This is a genomic window from Pseudomonas syringae group sp. J309-1 (assembly GCF_032582135.1).
GTDB classification, from domain to species: Bacteria; Pseudomonadota; Gammaproteobacteria; order Pseudomonadales; family Pseudomonadaceae; genus Aquipseudomonas; species Aquipseudomonas quasicaspiana.
Genome location: NZ_JAWHNU010000002.1, coordinates 71,812 through 88,596, shown reverse-complemented (window position 1 = coordinate 88,596; position 16,785 = coordinate 71,812). Strand labels below are relative to the sequence as shown.

Here is a 16,785-nt window from a genome sequence, read left to right as displayed (position 1 = left end):
TTACTCAAGCCACGTCGACCAGTACGATTTCGCTGTCTTCGATAGCCGTCACTCGCAGTACGCGCTCGTCTTCAACGGCAACGCCGTCCCGGGCGTTCGCTTGTAAACCATTGACCTCAATGCTGCCGGTCGCCGGTACCAGGTAAGCGCGTCGACCGGCATCCATCTGGTATTCGGCACTTTCGCCGGCTTTCAGGTTGGCGGCCACCAGACGTGCATCTGCTCGAATGCGCAGGCTTACGTCATCACCCGATTTGCCGCTTGCCAGGGTCACGAAACCTTCGCGATCACCTTTTGGAAACGGTTTGGCACCCCAGGAAGGCGCTGCGCCGGTTTCATTCGGCATGATCCAGATCTGGAAGATCTTGGTCGCTGTCGATTCCTGGTTGTACTCGCTGTGAGCGACACCGGTCCCGGCACTCATGACCTGTACATCGCCTGCTTCGGTTCGACCTTTATTGCCAAGGCTGTCTTCGTGAGTAATGGCACCTTCACGAACGTAGGTGATGATTTCCATGTCCCGGTGTGGATGTTTCGGGAAGCCGGTGCCGGCTTGAATCACGTCATCGTTCCAGACTCGCAGTTGACCCCAGTTCATGCGTTTTGGGTCGTAATATTCAGCGAACGAGAAATGGTGGTGTGCGTCCAGCCAGCCGTGGTTGGCGCCGCCCAGAGTGTTGAAAGGTCGTAATTGCAGCATGGTGTGGCCTCCTGTGCAGAAGCGGGCATGGTGGTAGGCCCGGGCTGCTGAACGTTGTGCGGTTATCGATGGCAGCCATGATTGATCAAATAAATATCGATAAAAAGCGTAAATACTCGCTTTAAGCTATCTGTTAATTCGATATTTCGGATGCGAGTTATTCTCTACTTGACCTGCAGTTGATCGGCTAATTGACTGATCGAAAAGCATTTACTGGAGCTGAAAGTCGAATCGCGCGACCATAGGCGACTTTTGTTTTACCTGTGCCTTGGAGCCTGCGTGCCAGACAATCTGCCTGTTGATGTTCCCGCCCATACCGAATCCGATCTGACGCCACCCAACCAGCTGTCTCTGATCAAACGCCTGCTCTCGCGACTGTTGGGGCGCGGGTTGAATCGTCTGGGTGCGCAACATTCGCCGTCCTGGACTCAAGGCCATGCCGACGGTTACCTCAACGGTCACTTGCAAGGTGTCGAAGAGGGCTACGCCGAGGGGCACCTGGACGGTATCGAAGAGGGCCGCAAGGTTCTGGTGATCCGCGACACGCGTCCGAATGAGCATCGTGGGCCGAAAGTCGATGATCATTTGTTCGATGACTGGCGTCTGCCGCTGAGCGCCGACATCAAGAAACGTATGAAAGCCGACGTCGGGCAGAAGTTACCCGCCCATGCGCAACCCAGCGCTGCGCAGTGGAAGATGATTTTCAGTGACACGCCATCGACTTACGTCATCGCCGGGGCGGGCGCGGGCAAGTCGACTTCGCTGGTATTGCGCATCCTGCTGCTCAGTCATTACCTGGGTTTCGAACTGGACTCCATGACCGTGGTGACCTTCACCCGCGAGTCGCGCAAGGACTTCGTCAATAAACTGGTCGAGATATTTGCCTGCTGGGGCCTGAGTCTGGACCAGAAGCAGGCGCGGGACGTGGTGCGTACCTTTCACTCGCGGATTCTGCCGCTGGTGCGCAGCATGCCGGGCCTTGAGAAGCTCACTGCTTTTGAAAACCTCGGCGCTCAATCCACGGCGGGACTGGAGGAGGGTGCGGACAGCAATCCTTTTGATCTGCGCATCAATGACGCTCAGCGTCAGCAACTGAATCTCTGTTATCGCGACCTTTATGCCAGTAACGAGCGTTTTCGCGATGTGATGGCACCGCTGTACCGCCAGGCGCTGCAGCTCAAGGAGCTGGAGCGCGACCACCCCGATGTACAGAAACGGGTGACGGTCACCGAGTTGTCGGCCAAACGCGATGAAGAGCTGTGCGACACCATCGAAGACTTGTGGATTCGTGCCAGGGCCTGGCCCATCAAAGGCGTCGAACCCATGCGGCAGACTGTCGAGATCAACGGCTTTGGCTTTCATCTGCACGGCTATATCGCAGAGCTGGATGCCTGGGTGGTACTCGGCTTTGATCCCTCCGAAGACCAGCAGATGAAACGCCCGGGGGCGAAGCTGCCGATCTGGGCGGAGTGGGTCATCAAGCGCACGTTGTTTCAAGCTTTCTGCCGCAAGCCTTTGATCTGGCTGGATAACTATGAAGCGGGTAGCCGTGTGTTGCAGTCCTTGTCAGGCGCAGCAGTTGCCGGCCCGGGGTTCGATTACAAGGTCAAGGGCGATCTGAGCGCCGCGCCGTTGCTGGACAGCTTTGTTGCAGCGGCTGGCTTTATTGAAAACCTGGGGCTGGATGTGCCCGCAGCCGTTGCCGAAATGAGCTTTGCCAATAACGATCCCGACCGCTATTTCTTTGAAGCGCTAAGTTTGTTCTGGAAGGCCTTCGAAAATCACTTGCTGACCCAGACGCCGCCAGTGATGACCTATAACCGGATGTTCGCCCTGTTTGGCGAGAACTCGCCGGAAAACCTCAAGCTGGTGGGCGATCATCAGCTCAGGCCGTTGGCCCATTTGATGATCGATGAGTTTCAGGACGTCTCGCCGCAGATTGTTTCCTGGGTACGCGCCTGTTTGCGTGAAATTCGGCGTCGCGGGTCTGATCTGCATATCGGGCGGACCGCGCAGCATGCCTCGCTGCTGTGTGTCGGGGATGACTGGCAATCGATCTATGGCTGGCGTGGCAGCTCACCGAAATTCTTCATGGAGTTTCCCAAGGAGTTTCCTGCGCCTGCGACCACCAAGGTCATGCTCAGTGACAATTACCGCAGTCATCAGCACATCATTGATGCGGCCGAGCACATCGTGCGCGCGGCACCTGCTATTGCGGGCAAGAAAGCCAAAGCCAGCGGTGCGGCGCAGGAGTTGCTACCGGTTACGGTGCTGGAGAGAGATGACGAGGCCCTGGCCGAGCGTTTGATCGAGCACTACAACGACGGCGATTCGATCCTGTTGCTGTACCGAAAGAGCAGCGATAAAGCGTTGTTATCCAGTAAGTTACAAGCTTTAGTGAATGCAGATTATGCGTTGCCGCCTCAATCGCGTCGCTTTAAACAACTGACTTATCACAGCGCCAAAGGCCTGCAGGCTGACGCAGTATTCCTGCTGGGCGATTGTCAGCATCTGACTCACTCGCCGTACAAGAATCAGCTTTATCGTCAGGCCGGATTAGGCAATCCCGGAGATACCGATGCTTTCGACAATGCGCAGAAAGACGAGGTCCTGCGTCTGGCCTACGTGGCGATCACCCGGGCCGTGCGGCACTGCTACTGGTATATCGATGGCAGCGCGAAGGAAGGGGTGAATACGACAAAGGCTTCGGACCGGATACCGGCAGACAAGCCGTTTTTCGAGGATCGGCGAGCTCATAAGGGAAGCGTTTAGATATCGGCCCTATCTCATTGATAAAGCACTGTTTTTATGTGGGGGCGATGCTTGACTGCAGCGCAGTGCCAGCACTTATAGGAAAAGCTTTCACTAAGGTGATTCAGGTCCCTACAGCTCGCAACGGCACGAACGAATCCAGTTCTGCCTCAATGGCCTCAATAATCAGCTCCACCTCGGTCGCGTTCATCACGGTTGCGCAACGCAGACCGGCCACGGCGATGACTGTCTCGCCACTGGCCCGGTCAAACAGTCGGGCTACCATGCTGCTAGGGGCGTCCATCGTGGCTTCAAAGCCCACCGGATGGAAATACCAGCGCATCAACTGACAAGCATTGGGGAAGGTGACTTTATTCATGAGGCCCACCTCTTTCAAACGAGCAATTGCATGGCTCAAATGGGGAGGCAAGGGAGCTGTCGAGACGGCAGCAAAAGCTGAGTGGCCTGGGTATGAATCAGAGAATTCTTACGTCAGCCGGCGTGCCTTCCTGCAACATTTCCGAACAGTCCTTACGAAGAGCAAAAGTAGCACTCCTGCGGAATACTCGTAGGAATTTTTTTGCTGTAAATGGAAAAATATTTTGATTAATTGACGGGGAGCATGCTGCTTATTCCTAAAGGCTCTTTCGGTTATTCGCTGGCACAGAAAAAGCTATTTGCGTCGTCACAGGGTTGTCATTACCCGTCTTGAGACGGCATGCTGCGGCTCCGCTTTGTAACCGGATCTTTCTGGATATGGCTTCGGCTCCGCGCACCGTTGATGTAGCTTCCCGTCGTTCCGCAATTGTTCTGGCGCTGTGTCTACCCAGCGATGTTTTGCTGTATCTGTTACTTCCCATGCACGTTCAGGCTTTTGGTATCAGCCTCGCACAAGCGGGTGTGCTGTTGGCGGCCAATCGGCTGGTGCGGATATTCGGGTACAGCTACGTGGTGCGCTTTTACGCACGTCATGGTGATCGGCCCACAGTAATGCTGGCTGCAGCAACGGCTGCTGTTTGTGCCTTGGGCAATGCCTTCATTTCAGGCTTCTGGTGGCTACTGATTCTGCGTCTCGGGTGGGGACTCGCCTATGCAGCCATGAATCTTTCGACCCAGGTGCTGGCAACTTCGGAACTGGCGGGTGCCGCACACCGCTCGGGGCGCTCAAGGGCATTTATCGCTATCGGCCCCATGATTGCGCTGCCGTTGGGTGCTCTGATCAGCATCGAGTATGGCCCGCGTGTAATTTTCATGCTGCTGGCCGTTGCTGCACTTGTCGGCTGGTGGCTTGCACGAGGGTTGCCTGACAGCCCGCATGTCATGCCTGCTCCTGCGGGTCGACGCTTTAAAGCCCCGGACAGTGTCGCCATCTGGTCATTCATCGAAGGCGTTGCGCTGGACGGCTTGTTTATCTTCAGTCTCGCTTTACAGGCACAGACCGTGATGGGCGGGAACGGCGTTATCGTGGCAGGCGTTCTTCTCGCCCTGCGTTATGTTTCAGAGATGGTACTGAGTCCTGTTGGCGGGCGTGCTGCGGACCACTTTGGCGCCGTGCGCATGCTGGTGGTCTGCTCTCTGTTGACGTGTCTTGCACTCATCGCATTCGGCTCTCACTGGTTGATACTGGGCGCAGGCGGGGTGCTGGTTCTACGTGCCGTGCAACTGCCGCTGGTGACGACGCTTGTTGCACAGCGCAACCCCGGGCCTGACCGCGTACAGGCATTGGCCGCCAATGCTGTCTGGCGGGATATCGGCGCGGGCATTGGGCCATTGTTGGCGGGATTATTGTTACCCGTGACATCGGCGGTATGGGTGTATGCTCTGGCAGGTCTGGCGGTAGCGCTCAGTGCCGTATTTTGCGGGCTTCGCAAGTAGAGGACCGAAGCAGGCTCAGTGTTTTGTTCGGGAGAAATCACGCATTCAATGACACCTTATCCTTTGATTTCTCGGACTTTTGAGGGCTTCCCGTGAAACCTTAGGGGCGATTTTGACTCCTACGGGCACGTCAACAAGATCGAAACATGTGCGCGTTAGGCTGTGGGGCGTATCAGGGACACGCTTCGGAGTGCTCGAAAAAGGGAGTTGCACGGGGTAGCTGACCCGGTCAGGGAAGCATTTCACGCTACGCACCTCACTACTGCACATCAGAATCAGAGACCCATGAAAATTTCAAAATTCCCCATCCTCAGCCGGTTTCAGCGCCGCTGTGCCTGGCTTTTTGTTCCCGCGGCACTGGTCGCATCCTCTATCGCACTGTTCAGCCTGGGCAAAGGCGTACATGCCGAACCCAAGAATGGTGTTCAGACACTGGTATTCATGCGCCATGCGGAGAAACCTTCCATGGGGCTTGGGCAACTCAATTGCCAGGGCCTGAACCGCGCCATTGATCTGTCCGAGTTGCTGCCGCGACAATTCGGTAAAGCCAATTTCATTTTTGCCGCCAACCCCAGCCGTCATGTAGAAGAGGGCGAGGGTGATCTCTCCTATAGCTACCTGCGGCCATTGATGACGGTTGGCCCGAGCGCCATCAAACTGGGTCTGCCAGTCAATATTGACTACGGTGCCAATGACACCGGCGCGCTGGCTGATGAGTTGATGCGCGACAAGTATCACGATGCAACCATCTATACGGCCTGGTCCCACGGCTATCTGCCCGAATTGATCAATAAGGTGGCTGAAGAGGCTTCCGGAGAGAAAATCAAACTTCTGGATGACTGGACCGGTGATGACTTCGATTCAGTGCTGGTCCTGACCCTCAGATGGGTTAACGGCAAAGCTTCGCTGGAATACGAGAACTACAAGCAAGGACTGAACAACGGTGCCGAGGGCTGCCCGAGCTGATTTTTCGAGTGCCGCAAGACTCGGCGACCAAATGCTCTAGCCACAGATAATGCAATGGAGTACAAATGTGCTCCATGAGCACATTATCTCCCAAACGCAGCGCCATCCTGACCTTCATCCGCGACCGTATCGCGCAGCAAGGTCAATCCCCGAGCCTGGCCGAAATCTCCGAAGCCTTTGGTTTTGCTTCGCGCAGTGTGGCCCGCAAACACATTATCGCCCTGACCGAAGCGGGCCTGATCGAGGTTATGCCCAATCAGGCTCGGGGTATTCGCCTGATTCAGTCCGCACCGCGGCCCGAATTGCTGGAAATCCCTGTCATGGGCCGTGTGGCTGCGGGCATGCCGATCGGGCCGGATGTGGACTACCACGATACCTTGCTGCTGGACCGCAGTACCTTCTCCCGCGTTCCCGATTACCTGCTGCGTGTTCAGGGAGACTCGATGATCGAGGATGGCATCCTTGACGGCGACCTGGTGGGCGTACACCGCAGCAGCGATGCCCATGACGGTCAGATCGTGGTAGCACGACTCGACGGTGAAGTGACGATCAAGCGGCTGCAAAAGGGCCACGATGCCTTTGTTCTGCTGCCGCGCAATCCGGCCTATGCGCCCATCGTGGTAGAGGCAGATCAGGATTTCGCCATTGAGGGTGTGTTCTGTGGTCTGGTGAGGCGTGCATGATGGGCGCCGTGGTCAGTCTCGATGCGCTGCTCGACGAGCGCCGGGTCTGGAAAGGTCGGCAGCCCGCAGCGCCCGTCGGCTTGCAGCCTACTGGCCATTCAGCGCTGGACAACGTCTTGCCTGCGGGCGGCTGGCCAGCGTCGGCACTCAGCGAGATCCTGATCGCGGCCGATGGCAGTGGCGAGTTGCGTCTGCTTTGGCCGACGCTGGCAAGACTGACTGAGATCGGCGAACGTGTGGTGCTCGTGGCGCCTCCTTACATTCCTTACCCCCAGGCCTGGCTTGCGGCCGGGATAGACATGCGTCAGGTCAGTCTGGTCCAGGCCAGTGATCGCGATGCGTTGTGGGCTGCCGAACAATGTCTGCGCTCTGGCAGTTGCGGGGCTGTGTTGTGCTGGCCACGTCAGGCGGATGATCGCGCCCTGCGCCGCTTGCAAGTCGCCGCCGAGACGGGGCAGACCCTGGCTTTCGCCTGTAGGCCCATGACGGCCTTGCACAACCCGTCACCCGCAGCGTTGCGAATCGCCATCGATACCCGGCCTGAGCAATTACGTGTACTCAAATGCCGTGGCGGTCTGGCTCCGGCTTCTCCCATTCCGTTCTCTACTGACGCCTGAGGTTCGCCTATGTTGTGGGCCTGTGTCTTGCTGCCACAAATGGCACTGGACGGCGTCATGCGCCGTCGTTCCGAGCCTGATGAAGCACTGGCGCTGGTGAGCGGTAGTGCGCAGCGACGCATCCTGCAAGCAATCAACCCGGCGGCTCGAGCACTTGGCCTGCGCTCCGGTCAGTCGCTGACCAGTGCGCAGGTGCTGGTCAGGGATTTCGCCACGGTCGAATACGATCCTGCCGAGACCGAACGCCTGCACCGGTTATTGGCTGCCTGGGCCTATCGTTTCAGCTCGCAGGTCAGCTTGAAGTATCCGCGGGTTTTGCTGATGGAGATCGAGTCCAGCCTGGGCCTTTTCGGTCCATGGCCGGTGTTTGAAGCGCGACTGCGCCAGGAGCTGAGCGCGCTGGGCTTCAGCCATCGCATCGTCGTCGCTCCCAACCCCGTGGCGGCGCGGATGTTGGCCAATGCCCATGATGGACTGGCCGTTACATGCCCCCGCGATCTACGCCAGAAGCTTGAGCAAATGCCCCTGGATCGAGTGGGTCTGAGTCGTGAAGTCGCCGTAGCGCTGTCCCGTATGGGCTTACGCAACCTGCGTCAGGTATTGGGCTTGCCACGCGACACCCTGGCCCGACGTTTCCCGGCGCATGTCCTGCAGCATCTGGATTCACTGTTGGGCGAGCGTCCGGTTGCCCTGGAGTGTTATGTGCCTCCGGATTATTTCGACGTGCGCATCGAGCTGAATTTCGATGTGGAGTCTCATCAGGCATTACTGTTTCCCCTCAAACGCCTCATTGCCGATCTGGCCGCATTCCTCGCCGGGCGTGACAGTGGCGTGCAGCGTTTTGGCCTGTATCTTGAGCATAACGAAGGGCCGGACAGCGTTGTGCCTGTCGGGTTGCTCAGTGCCGAGCGTGAGGCGGGCATGCTGTTTGAGTTGGCCAGAGGCAGGCTTGAGCAAATCCAGGTGACATCACCCGTGAAGGCCGTACGCTTGCTGGCCCGGGATCTGCCAGCTTTTGTGCCTGCCCATCGGGAGCTTTTCGATGAGCGCCCACAACAGGCTTTGCCCTGGGAGCAACTGCGCGAACGATTGCGGGCTAGATTGGGCGATGATTCGGTCAATGCATTGCAGATGCATGCCGACCATCGCCCTGAATGCGCATGGCAACGTAACGTGCTGACCAAGGCCAGGCCCGATGCGCCCACAGTCCCCAGGCCGGGTTGGTTATTACCTGAGCCGCAGCCGTTACAGGGCGTAGGCACGCGCATTCTTGCCGGCCCCGAGCGCATCGAATCGGGTTGGTGGGATGGTGGCGATGTGCGGCGCGATTACTTTCTGGTTGAAACGCGCAGCGGACAACGTGGCTGGGCTTATCGTCCTGTTGGCGCGCAAGGCGACCTGTTACTGCACGGCTGGTTTGCATGAGCGACCACTATGCCGAACTGCACTGCCTGTCGAACTTCAGTTTCCAGCGCGGGGCATCCAGTGCCATAGAGCTGTTCGAGCGCGCCAAAGCCCATGGCTATTCGGCACTGGCGATCACCGATGAGTGCACCCTCGCCGGAATCGTCCGCGCCTGGCAGGCCGCGAAAAAAACTGAATTACCCTTGATCGTCGGTAGCGAAATACAGATCGCTGACGGCCCCAAGGTTGTTCTGCTGGTGGAAAACCTTCAGGGCTATCAGGCGCTTTGCCAGTTGATCACCGTAGGCCGACGCAGAGCCAAAAAGGGGCAATATCAACTCTTTCGTAACGATTTCAGCCAGCCAATGCCAGGGCTGCTGGCGTTGTGGGTTCCGGATACCGAGCTGGCAGCCAGCGCCCTGGAAAAGCAAGGCCGGTGGCTGAGCAGCCATTTTGCGGATGTATTGTGGCTAGCCGTTGAGTTGCATTGTGGGCCCGATGATCGGCATCGTCTGGAAACACTGCTGGCTCTGGCGCAAACCCTGCAGATTCCAGCCGTCGCCAGCGGTGACGTGCACATGCACGCGCGGGGTCGACGGGCCTTGCAAGACACCATGACCGCTATCCGCCATCACACTACCGTGGCCGAGGCAGGTCATCATCTGTTTGCCAATGGCGAGCGTCATTTGCGTTCGCCCGGAGTTCTGTCAGCGCTCTATCCTGAAGCTCTGCGGGCTGAAACTGCACGCATTGCCCGGCGCTGCTGCTTCGATTTGAAACAGTTGAAGTACGAGTATCCCCACGAACTGGTGCCAGCCGGGCACACGTCCACTTCGTGGTTGCGGGAAAAGACCGAGGAAGGTGTGCGCAAACGTTGGCCACTTGGGCCATCAGTCGAAACCAGGGCACAGATCGAAAAGGAACTGGGCCTTATCAGCGAGATGAAGTTCGACAGCTATTTTCTGACGGTTCACGACATCGTCCAGTTCGCTCGCAGCCGCCACATCCTTTGTCAGGGCCGTGGCTCTGCGGCCAACTCGGTGGTCTGCTTTGCATTGGGTATCACCGAACTGAACCCGGAAAAAAGCAACCTGCTGTTCGAGCGCTTCATTTCAAAGGAGCGTAATGAGCCGCCGGATATCGATGTGGACTTCGAGCATGAGCGTCGTGAAGAAGTCTTGCAGTACGTATTTCAACGCTATGGCCGGGGCAGGGCAGCGCTGACGGCTGTGGCGAGTACTTACCACGGCACGGGCGCGGTACGTGATGTCGCCAGAGTGCTGGGGTTACCGGCTGATCAGATCAATGCGCTGGCCGATTGTTTCAGCAGTTGGAGCGATGAGCTGCCATCGGCGGAGCGCCTGCGTGAAAGCGGTTTCGATCCGCAAACGCCGATCCTACATCGGGTACTGACACTGACCGGCGAACTGATTGGCTTTCCCCGGCATCTGTCGCAGCACCCCGGTGGTTTCGTGATTTCCGAACATCCGCTCAACACCCTGGTGCCGGTTGAAAACGCCGCTATGGCTGATCGAACCATCATCCAGTGGGACAAGGACGATCTGGACGCCGTCGGCTTGCTCAAGGTCGATATTCTGGCGTTGGGCATGCTCAGCGCGTTGCGTCGCACCTTTGATCTTGTGCGCCGTTATCGGGGTAATGACTGGACCCTCGCGACACTTCCGGTGGACGATTCGACCACCTATGAAATGATCAGTCGTGCGGACACCATCGGCGTTTTTCAGATTGAATCCCGTGCGCAGATGGCGATGCTGCCCCGTATGCAGCCCAGGGAGTTTTACGATCTGGTAATCGAGGTGGCCATTGTCCGGCCGGGGCCGATTCAGGGCGATATGGTTCATCCTTATCTGCGCAGGCGCAATGGCGAAGAGGAAGTGACCTATCCGCCCAGACTGGAGAAAGTCTTCAAGCGTACCCTGGGCGTACCGTTGTTTCAGGAGCAGGTGATGGAGGTGGCGATCATCGCTGCGGACTATTCGCCCGGCGAGGCGGATGAATTACGCCGCTCGATGGCCGCCTGGAAGCGTCACGGCGGGTTGGAGCCACATCGGGTGCGTCTCGCCGAGCGAATGACTGCGAATGGTTATGAGCCTGCCTTTATTCAGCGAATCTTCGAGCAGATCAAAGGCTTTGGCAGCTACGGGTTTCCGGAGTCTCATGCCGCCAGTTTTGCCTTGCTGACTTACGCCAGTTGCTGGTTGAAGTGCCATGAACCTGCGGCCTTTGCCTGTGCGCTGATCAACAGCTGGCCGATGGGCTTCTACAGTCCAGATCAAATCCTGCAAGACGCGCGTCGTCACCACATCGAAATTCGTCCGGTCGACGTGCGCTATAGCAACTGGGATTGCTCTCTTGAGCCTGTAGATCATCCTGACCGGAACCGCTCCCTGGCATTACGCATGGGGCTACGCATGGTTCGAGGTTTTCGCGAAGAGGATGGCCAGCGGATTGAAGCGGCCAGAGCGCGAAGTGCTTTAGTGGACGCGACTGACTTGAGTCAGCGCGCGGGGCTGGACGCTCGGGCGCTGGAGCAACTGGCTGATGCCGGAGCCTTGCGTGGCCTGATCGGGCATCGTCATCGGGCCCGCTGGGAAGTCGCGGGTGTTGAGGCACAACGCCCCTTGTTCGGCCCGGAGCACAGTGTCGTGGAAACGCAGGTTGCATTGCCATTGCCGACAGTCGCCCAGGACTTGATGGCTGATTACGCCACGACTGGCACCACGCTGGGCCCACATCCGTTGGCGATGTTGCGCCGACAGTTGTCTGCCAAACGGTTTCGCAGCTCAAAAGAACTGCTCGACCTCGAACATGGCCGCACGTTAAGCGTTGCCGGGCTGGTGGTCGGTCGCCAGCGCCCGGGAACGGCCAGCGGGGTAACTTTCGTGACGCTTGAGGACGAGTTTGGAATGGTTAACGTCGTGGTCTGGCGCGATCTGGCCGAACGGCAGCGCAAGGTGCTGGTGGACTCGCAATTGCTTCAGGTGTTTGGTCGGCTGGAGTCGCAGGGCGGCGTGCGCCACCTGATTGCTCAACGTCTATACAACTTGACGCCGTTGCTGACCGGGCTGGATATACGCAGTCGGGACTTTAAATAAACCATCTGCCAGCCATTCGGCGTGTTGATTGAAGGGCGGGGTGCCGACTGGCTGGCAGATGATTTAACGTCTTGCAACGGCCTTCAAGGTTTTGAGATCTAAAAGGCAGTTCGGGGATTTCAGGCTGCGTTTTTCAGCGAGACTCGCTGGCGGGTACGGTCAGTGGAGCTTTACTGGCGCTTAGCGTCTCGTCGACACCATCAAGCAATTGGGAAATGGTCCAGGGTTTGGCGATAAACAGAACATCCGCAGGCAACTGGTCGCTACCCGGTGTTCCATGCCCTGACATAACAACTATGGGGATGCCCCATTTGGTTGCAACCATATTCGCCAACGCAATGCCATCCATGCTGCCGGGCATGCGTACGTCGGTCAGCAGTAGCGAGACATCCGCCGCATGCTTCTCGAGATACTCAACCGCCTGATCGGCATTTTCCACAGACTCAGTCCTGAAGCCGCCCTCGAACTCCAGAATCTCCTGCACAAAGTCCCGGATCATCGGTTCGTCTTCGACGATCAAGATCAGATCCTGGTTTTGCGAGGACTCCCCATACTGCGGTGATTGAGTCATTTTTCCCTTCCTCAGCCTCATACATTAAAAATCGGGAAGCACAGCAACGTGGATCCATTTTGTTGCTCCCCGATATCTGAACAAAACAAACCCGAAAAAATTCATTTTTTTATAAAAATCGACGAGTTGCAGACAGTCGGTTTGTTCATCTCTGCCTGAAAAGGGCAAAAACATCCGTTAAAGCCATTCAGGCAGGAAAGTTATCACGATTGGAATCAACCAGAGTCATGAAATAAAGCATAAGTGGATGGACCTGTGAACTGGATCAGAACCGGGCACGATTATTCGGGTTGAATGAATACACTTGTGGGAGTGATCTTGCTCGCGATGGCGTCATCCCAGACGGTAATGTACTGACAGGGCTACCGTTATCGCGAGCAAGCTCACCCCTACAGATCCTGTCCTCGGTATGTCCGGGGCCAGGCGATAACGTACGTGGCACAGGCTCCAGCACTACACAGCTAAATGACCTGCGTATACACTCGCTTTCTTTGCCATCATCCCGCGCCTCCGTCACCCGGAATACCCCGTTAATGCGAAGTCTCTGTGCTGTTTTGTCCGGGTTAATCCTGTCAGTGGTGCTCGTCGGGTGTATTGCAACGCCTGTTCCTCTGACTCAGCAAACCCGGGAACGCTTGAGCCAGCAAGCGCCGATCCGTTTTGTTGTGACCTTCGATGATGGTCCGAGTGCATCCAGCCTGGCCAATCCGACGATTCAAGTGCTGCACAGTCTTGCGCAGAACCCTGTGCAGAACGATATCAAAGCGGTTTTCTTCGTTCAGACCGGTGCCACGCGCGCGGGCAACAGTGACCGTGGTCGCAGAATTATGCGCCGTGAAGCCGCTGCGGGGCATATCCTGGGGTTTCATTCGGGCACACCCGGACACACCAACCACCGCACCCTGAGTGACGAAGTACTGGAACAATCCCTGCAACAGGGCAGCGCGATCATCGCGTCAACCATGGGCAGCCCGCCGACGTTACTCCGCCCACCGTTCTGGAACTACGATCAGCGTACGTTTGCCGCGTACCAGCGGCATGGGATGCAGGTACTGTTGACCGATATCAGCGCCAATGACGGAAAAATCTGGGGTTTCAACGCCAGCCCGCGCCGACGTGCCCACATGCTCAGGGAAATGTCTGAAGTGCGCGAGCGTGTTGCCAGCGGTGAGTTTCACGCTGTAGATGGCGCCATTCCGATTGTGGTGACCTTTCATGACCTGAATCGATACACCGCACGGCATACCCGGGAATACCTGCAGATTTTGTTGGACAGCGCTCAGGCAACCGGCCTGCAAGTTGCCCCCAAGCCGTTTTACGATGACCGCGCCGAGCTGCAACGTGCTGCACTGTCCCGAACCGTACCCACCAGCGCTGTTGCTGTTCACTTGCCTGGAGTGTGGGGCTGGGTCTGGGATAACGATTCCAGATAACGACATTCAGCCGCTAAAAAGCATAAAGGCGACACCATGGTCGCCTTTATGCTTTTAGCCTGTCGCCAGTATTATTGACGCTTAGTAGCGCTCAAGCCAGTGAGCGTAAGGCGCAGGCAATGTCCAGGACGCGCGATCAATGCCCAGTTCTTTAGCCGCGAAATAAGCCCAGTGCGGGTTGGCCAGGTGAGCCTTGCCGACCATGACCAGATCCAGCTGACCGTCTTTGACCGCTTGCTCGGCGATGCCCGGGAAACCAAAGCCCCATGCAGACGAAACCGGAATGTCGGCCTCGCGCCTTACACGCTCGGCGATAGGTCCCATGAACGCTGGAGCCCAGGGAATGTTGGCATCGGGAATGGAGAAGCCAATGCTGACACTCAGCATGTCCAGGCCGGCCGCTTTGAACTGGCGGGTCAATTCGATGGATTCCAGCAGCGTCTGTTCGTCGCGGCCATCAAATTCCAGCACGCCAAAACGTGCGGTCAGCGGCAGATGCTCTGGCCAGACCTCACGGACGGCTGCCAGGGTTTCCAGTAGAAAACGGCTGCGGTTTTCAAAACTGCCGCCGTAGGCATCTTCACGGTGGTTGGAGTGTTCGGAGAAGAACGACTGAGCCAGGTAACCGTGAGCGAAGTGCAGTTCCAGCCACTCAAAACCGGCATCCCGGGCACGACGGGCTGCGGCGACGAAATCCTCGCGAACACGGGCAATGTCGTCCAGCGTCATGGCCGTTGGCTGTTTTGACAGGTGAGCGCCGAAGGCAATGGAGGAGGGCGCGATGGTCTGCCAGCCGCGAGCATCATCAGCCGCGATGTGATCATCTCCTTCCCATGGACGGTTGGCGCTGGCTTTGCGGCCTGCGTGGGCAATCTGAATGCCGGGCACTGAACCTGCTGCCTTGATGGCCTGCACGACCGGGACAAACGCTTGAGCCAGTTCGTCATTCCAGATCCCGGTGCAGCCCGGAGTAATCCGGCCTTCAGGCGAAACCGCGGTTGCTTCGACGATCACCAGGCCTGCACCGCCGCGCGCGAGGGCGGCCAGATGCACCTGATGCCATTCGTTGATCAGGCCGTCTACTGCGGAGTATTGGCACATCGGCGGAACCGCAATCCGGTTGCGCAACGTGATGTCTTTCAGGGTGTAGGGTTGGAATAGCGCGGACATTGAACAGACCTCGGGATGACGTTTCGTTTGTTCGATACTATTCGAACAATGGCTGTTCGGTAAAGCCCCGTGTATGATTCACCCCATGCGCCCATTCAAACATCCCCCCGCCAGCGACTTCGAACTCGAGCGAGTGTTTTACGCCCTGAGCGATCCGGTTCGCCTGGAGATAGTCCGTTATTTAGGCAGCGTGCCTCAGGCCACGTGTGGCGAGCTTGACGGTGGAAGACCCAAGTCGAGTATGTCCCATCATTTTCGAGTGCTGCGTGATGCAGGCCTGGTCATGACCCAGAACGTGGGCACCACGCACATGAACTCGCTGCGCACCGATGATCTGGAAGACCGTTTTCCGGGGCTGATGGCCGCGATCCTTGCCCAAAGGGCCTGAAGATTTAAACGATAGAAAGGCCTGACCCACCTGGCCGGAGTGGTAGATGAAATTCATACACCAGCGTGAACACCTCAATGAAGACGACATCGTGGTCATTCAGGCTTCGCAGACCTGTAACATTCGCCTGATGAGCGATGCCAACTTCCGCGCCTTCAAGAACGGCGGACGGCATACCTATCACGGCGGGGCGTTCGATACGTTTCCAGCCAAAATCACTGTGCCAAGCAGTGGTTACTGGAACATCACTCTCGATACCGTCACACGCCGCGCCATCAGCGTGACGCGCAAGCCGACGCTGACCCACTCGATCAAGATTATCCGCAGGTCGTGATCTGTGATCACCGCGGGCTGCACGCGGTCAACTGTGGGAGCCGAGCTTGCTCGCGAAGAACGATGACGCGGTCTATCTGATTTACCTCATTGACTGGATCGCGGGCAAGCCCGGCTCCCACAGAATCCGGTCTGTCTGAGTTACTCAGCAACCTCACAAATGCTGAGGATGCCAGGATGTACACGCGCACCATGTCCAGGTAATCGCTGATGTGTACGCGCTCGTCCGGCATGGTGTTGAACTTGCCGCCCGGCCCGCAGGCCATACTCGGTCAACTGTGGGGGCCGAGCTTGCTCGCGAAGAACGATGACGCGGTCTATCTGATTTACCTCATCGACTGAATCGCGGGCAAGCCTCGCTCCCACAGAATCCGGGTCTGTCTGAGTTACTCTGCAACCTAACAAATGCTGAGGATGGCCAGGATGTAGACGCGCACCATGTCCAGATAATCGCTGATGTGTACGCGTTCGTCCGGCATGGTGTTGAACTTGCCGCCCGGCCTGCAGGCCATACTCGGTCAACTGTGGGAGCCGAGCTTGCTCGCGAAGAACGATCACGCGGTCTATCTGATTGACCTCATTGACTGGATCGCGGGCAAGCCTGGCTCCCACAGAATCCGGGTCTGTCTGAGTTACTCTGCAACCTAACAAATGCTGAGGATGGCCAGGATGTAGACGCGCACCATGTCCAGATAATCGCTGATGTGTACGCGTTCGTCCGGCATGGTGTTGAACTTGCCGCCCGGCCTGCAGGCCATACTCGGTCAACTGTGGGAGC

15 protein-coding genes are annotated in these 16,785 nt (G+C 57.5%); 11 read left to right on the top strand and 4 right to left on the bottom strand.

All coding sequences use genetic code 11. From position 1 onward, the window contains the following. Window positions 1–4 precede the first annotated feature (4 nt). Window positions 5–700: a pirin family protein gene (locus RX972_RS01570; protein WP_027898526.1), complete on the bottom strand. Its 696-nt coding sequence runs from the start codon at window positions 698–700 to the stop codon at window positions 5–7. A gap of 279 nt (window positions 701–979) precedes the next feature. On the opposite strand from RX972_RS01570, the gene RX972_RS01565 reads away from it, so the two are divergent. Next, the gene (locus tag RX972_RS01565) at window positions 980–3,472 is read left to right on the top strand and encodes a UvrD-helicase domain-containing protein (protein WP_316872296.1); all 2,493 of its coding nucleotides are present in this window, start codon (window positions 980–982) and stop codon (window positions 3,470–3,472) included. Between the two features lie 103 nt (window positions 3,473–3,575). On the opposite strand, the gene RX972_RS01560 is transcribed toward RX972_RS01565, so the two are convergent. Beyond that, window positions 3,576–3,848 carry a DUF1652 domain-containing protein gene (locus RX972_RS01560; RefSeq protein ID WP_164581409.1) on the bottom strand — a complete coding sequence of 91 codons (273 nt, stop codon included), beginning with the start codon at window positions 3,846–3,848 and terminating at the stop codon, window positions 3,576–3,578. A gap of 359 nt (window positions 3,849–4,207) precedes the next feature. Between RX972_RS01560 and RX972_RS01555 the strand changes: the two genes are divergently transcribed. The 6 genes from RX972_RS01555 (at window position 4,208) to RX972_RS01530 (ending at window position 12,112) form a co-directional block, all read left to right on the top strand. After that, a complete protein-coding gene (locus RX972_RS01555) occupies window positions 4,208–5,326 on the top strand; it encodes an MFS transporter (RefSeq protein WP_316872294.1) in 1,119 nt (372 codons plus the stop codon). A 285-nt stretch (window positions 5,327–5,611) separates the two neighbouring features. After that, entirely contained in the window at window positions 5,612–6,292 is a 681-nt protein-coding gene (locus RX972_RS01550; RefSeq protein ID WP_255877256.1) for a hypothetical protein, read from the top strand. Window positions 6,293–6,357: 65 nt separating this feature from the next. Then, a complete protein-coding gene (gene lexA / locus RX972_RS01545) occupies window positions 6,358–6,975 on the top strand; it encodes a transcriptional repressor LexA (protein ID WP_027898521.1) in 618 nt (205 codons plus the stop codon). Further along, on the top strand, window positions 6,975–7,592 hold the full coding sequence (gene imuA / locus RX972_RS01540) for a translesion DNA synthesis-associated protein ImuA (protein WP_316872291.1): 618 nt from the start codon (window positions 6,975–6,977) through the stop codon (window positions 7,590–7,592). The genes lexA and imuA overlap by 1 nt, the downstream gene beginning before the upstream one ends. Before the next feature lie 9 nt (window positions 7,593–7,601). Beyond that, entirely contained in the window at window positions 7,602–9,017 is a 1,416-nt protein-coding gene (locus RX972_RS01535) for a DNA polymerase Y family protein (RefSeq protein ID WP_316872290.1), read from the top strand. Next, the gene (locus tag RX972_RS01530; protein WP_316872289.1) at window positions 9,014–12,112 is read left to right on the top strand and encodes an error-prone DNA polymerase; all 3,099 of its coding nucleotides are present in this window, start codon (window positions 9,014–9,016) and stop codon (window positions 12,110–12,112) included. Before RX972_RS01535 ends, RX972_RS01530 begins: the two co-directional genes overlap by 4 nt. Window positions 12,113–12,245: 133 nt before the next feature. Here RX972_RS01530 and RX972_RS01525 read toward each other — a convergent pair whose 3' ends face one another. Then, window positions 12,246–12,683: a response regulator gene (locus tag RX972_RS01525; RefSeq protein WP_049826748.1), complete on the bottom strand. Its 438-nt coding sequence runs from the start codon at window positions 12,681–12,683 to the stop codon at window positions 12,246–12,248. A 533-nt stretch (window positions 12,684–13,216) separates the two neighbouring features. Here RX972_RS01525 and RX972_RS01520 point away from each other — a divergent pair. Then, window positions 13,217–14,116, top strand: coding sequence for a polysaccharide deacetylase family protein (locus RX972_RS01520; protein ID WP_316872288.1), 900 nt, complete (start codon window positions 13,217–13,219; stop codon window positions 14,114–14,116). A gap of 81 nt (window positions 14,117–14,197) precedes the next feature. Here RX972_RS01520 and RX972_RS01515 read toward each other — a convergent pair whose 3' ends face one another. Beyond that, entirely contained in the window at window positions 14,198–15,286 is a 1,089-nt protein-coding gene (locus RX972_RS01515) for an NADH:flavin oxidoreductase/NADH oxidase (protein WP_027898516.1), read from the bottom strand. A gap of 85 nt (window positions 15,287–15,371) precedes the next feature. Between RX972_RS01515 and RX972_RS01510 the strand changes: the two genes are divergently transcribed. From RX972_RS01510 to RX972_RS01500, 3 genes are all read left to right on the top strand, one after another. Beyond that, window positions 15,372–15,674, top strand: a complete 303-nt coding sequence (locus tag RX972_RS01510; protein WP_049826745.1) for a winged helix-turn-helix domain-containing protein — start codon at window positions 15,372–15,374, stop codon at window positions 15,672–15,674. Window positions 15,675–15,720: 46 nt separating this feature from the next. After that, a complete protein-coding gene (locus RX972_RS01505; RefSeq protein ID WP_122708867.1) occupies window positions 15,721–16,008 on the top strand; it encodes a DUF1883 domain-containing protein in 288 nt (95 codons plus the stop codon). Between the two features lie 209 nt (window positions 16,009–16,217). After that, window positions 16,218–16,349, top strand: coding sequence for a hypothetical protein (locus RX972_RS01500; RefSeq protein ID WP_316872285.1), 132 nt, complete (start codon window positions 16,218–16,220; stop codon window positions 16,347–16,349). Window positions 16,350–16,785: the final 436 nt, after the last annotated feature.

What these genes read in the sequence shown, in the direction of transcription:
- RX972_RS01570 (WP_027898526.1), bottom strand. Translation starts at nt 700, where the DNA reads ATGCTGCAATTACGACCTTTCAACACTCTGGGCGGCGCCAACCACGGC.
- RX972_RS01555 (WP_316872294.1), top strand. Translation starts at nt 4,208, where the DNA reads ATGGCTTCGGCTCCGCGCACCGTTGATGTAGCTTCCCGTCGTTCCGCA.
- RX972_RS01550 (WP_255877256.1), top strand. Translation starts at nt 5,612, where the DNA reads ATGAAAATTTCAAAATTCCCCATCCTCAGCCGGTTTCAGCGCCGCTGT.
- lexA (WP_027898521.1), top strand. Translation starts at nt 6,358, where the DNA reads ATGTGCTCCATGAGCACATTATCTCCCAAACGCAGCGCCATCCTGACC.
- imuA (WP_316872291.1), top strand. Translation starts at nt 6,975, where the DNA reads ATGGGCGCCGTGGTCAGTCTCGATGCGCTGCTCGACGAGCGCCGGGTC.
- RX972_RS01535 (WP_316872290.1), top strand. Translation starts at nt 7,602, where the DNA reads ATGTTGTGGGCCTGTGTCTTGCTGCCACAAATGGCACTGGACGGCGTC.
- RX972_RS01530 (WP_316872289.1), top strand. Translation starts at nt 9,014, where the DNA reads ATGAGCGACCACTATGCCGAACTGCACTGCCTGTCGAACTTCAGTTTC.
- RX972_RS01525 (WP_049826748.1), bottom strand. Translation starts at nt 12,683, where the DNA reads ATGACTCAATCACCGCAGTATGGGGAGTCCTCGCAAAACCAGGATCTG.
- RX972_RS01520 (WP_316872288.1), top strand. Translation starts at nt 13,217, where the DNA reads ATGCGAAGTCTCTGTGCTGTTTTGTCCGGGTTAATCCTGTCAGTGGTG.
- RX972_RS01515 (WP_027898516.1), bottom strand. Translation starts at nt 15,286, where the DNA reads ATGTCCGCGCTATTCCAACCCTACACCCTGAAAGACATCACGTTGCGC.
- RX972_RS01510 (WP_049826745.1), top strand. Translation starts at nt 15,372, where the DNA reads ATGCGCCCATTCAAACATCCCCCCGCCAGCGACTTCGAACTCGAGCGA.
- RX972_RS01505 (WP_122708867.1), top strand. Translation starts at nt 15,721, where the DNA reads ATGAAATTCATACACCAGCGTGAACACCTCAATGAAGACGACATCGTG.
- RX972_RS01500 (WP_316872285.1), top strand. Translation starts at nt 16,218, where the DNA reads ATGTGTACGCGCTCGTCCGGCATGGTGTTGAACTTGCCGCCCGGCCCG.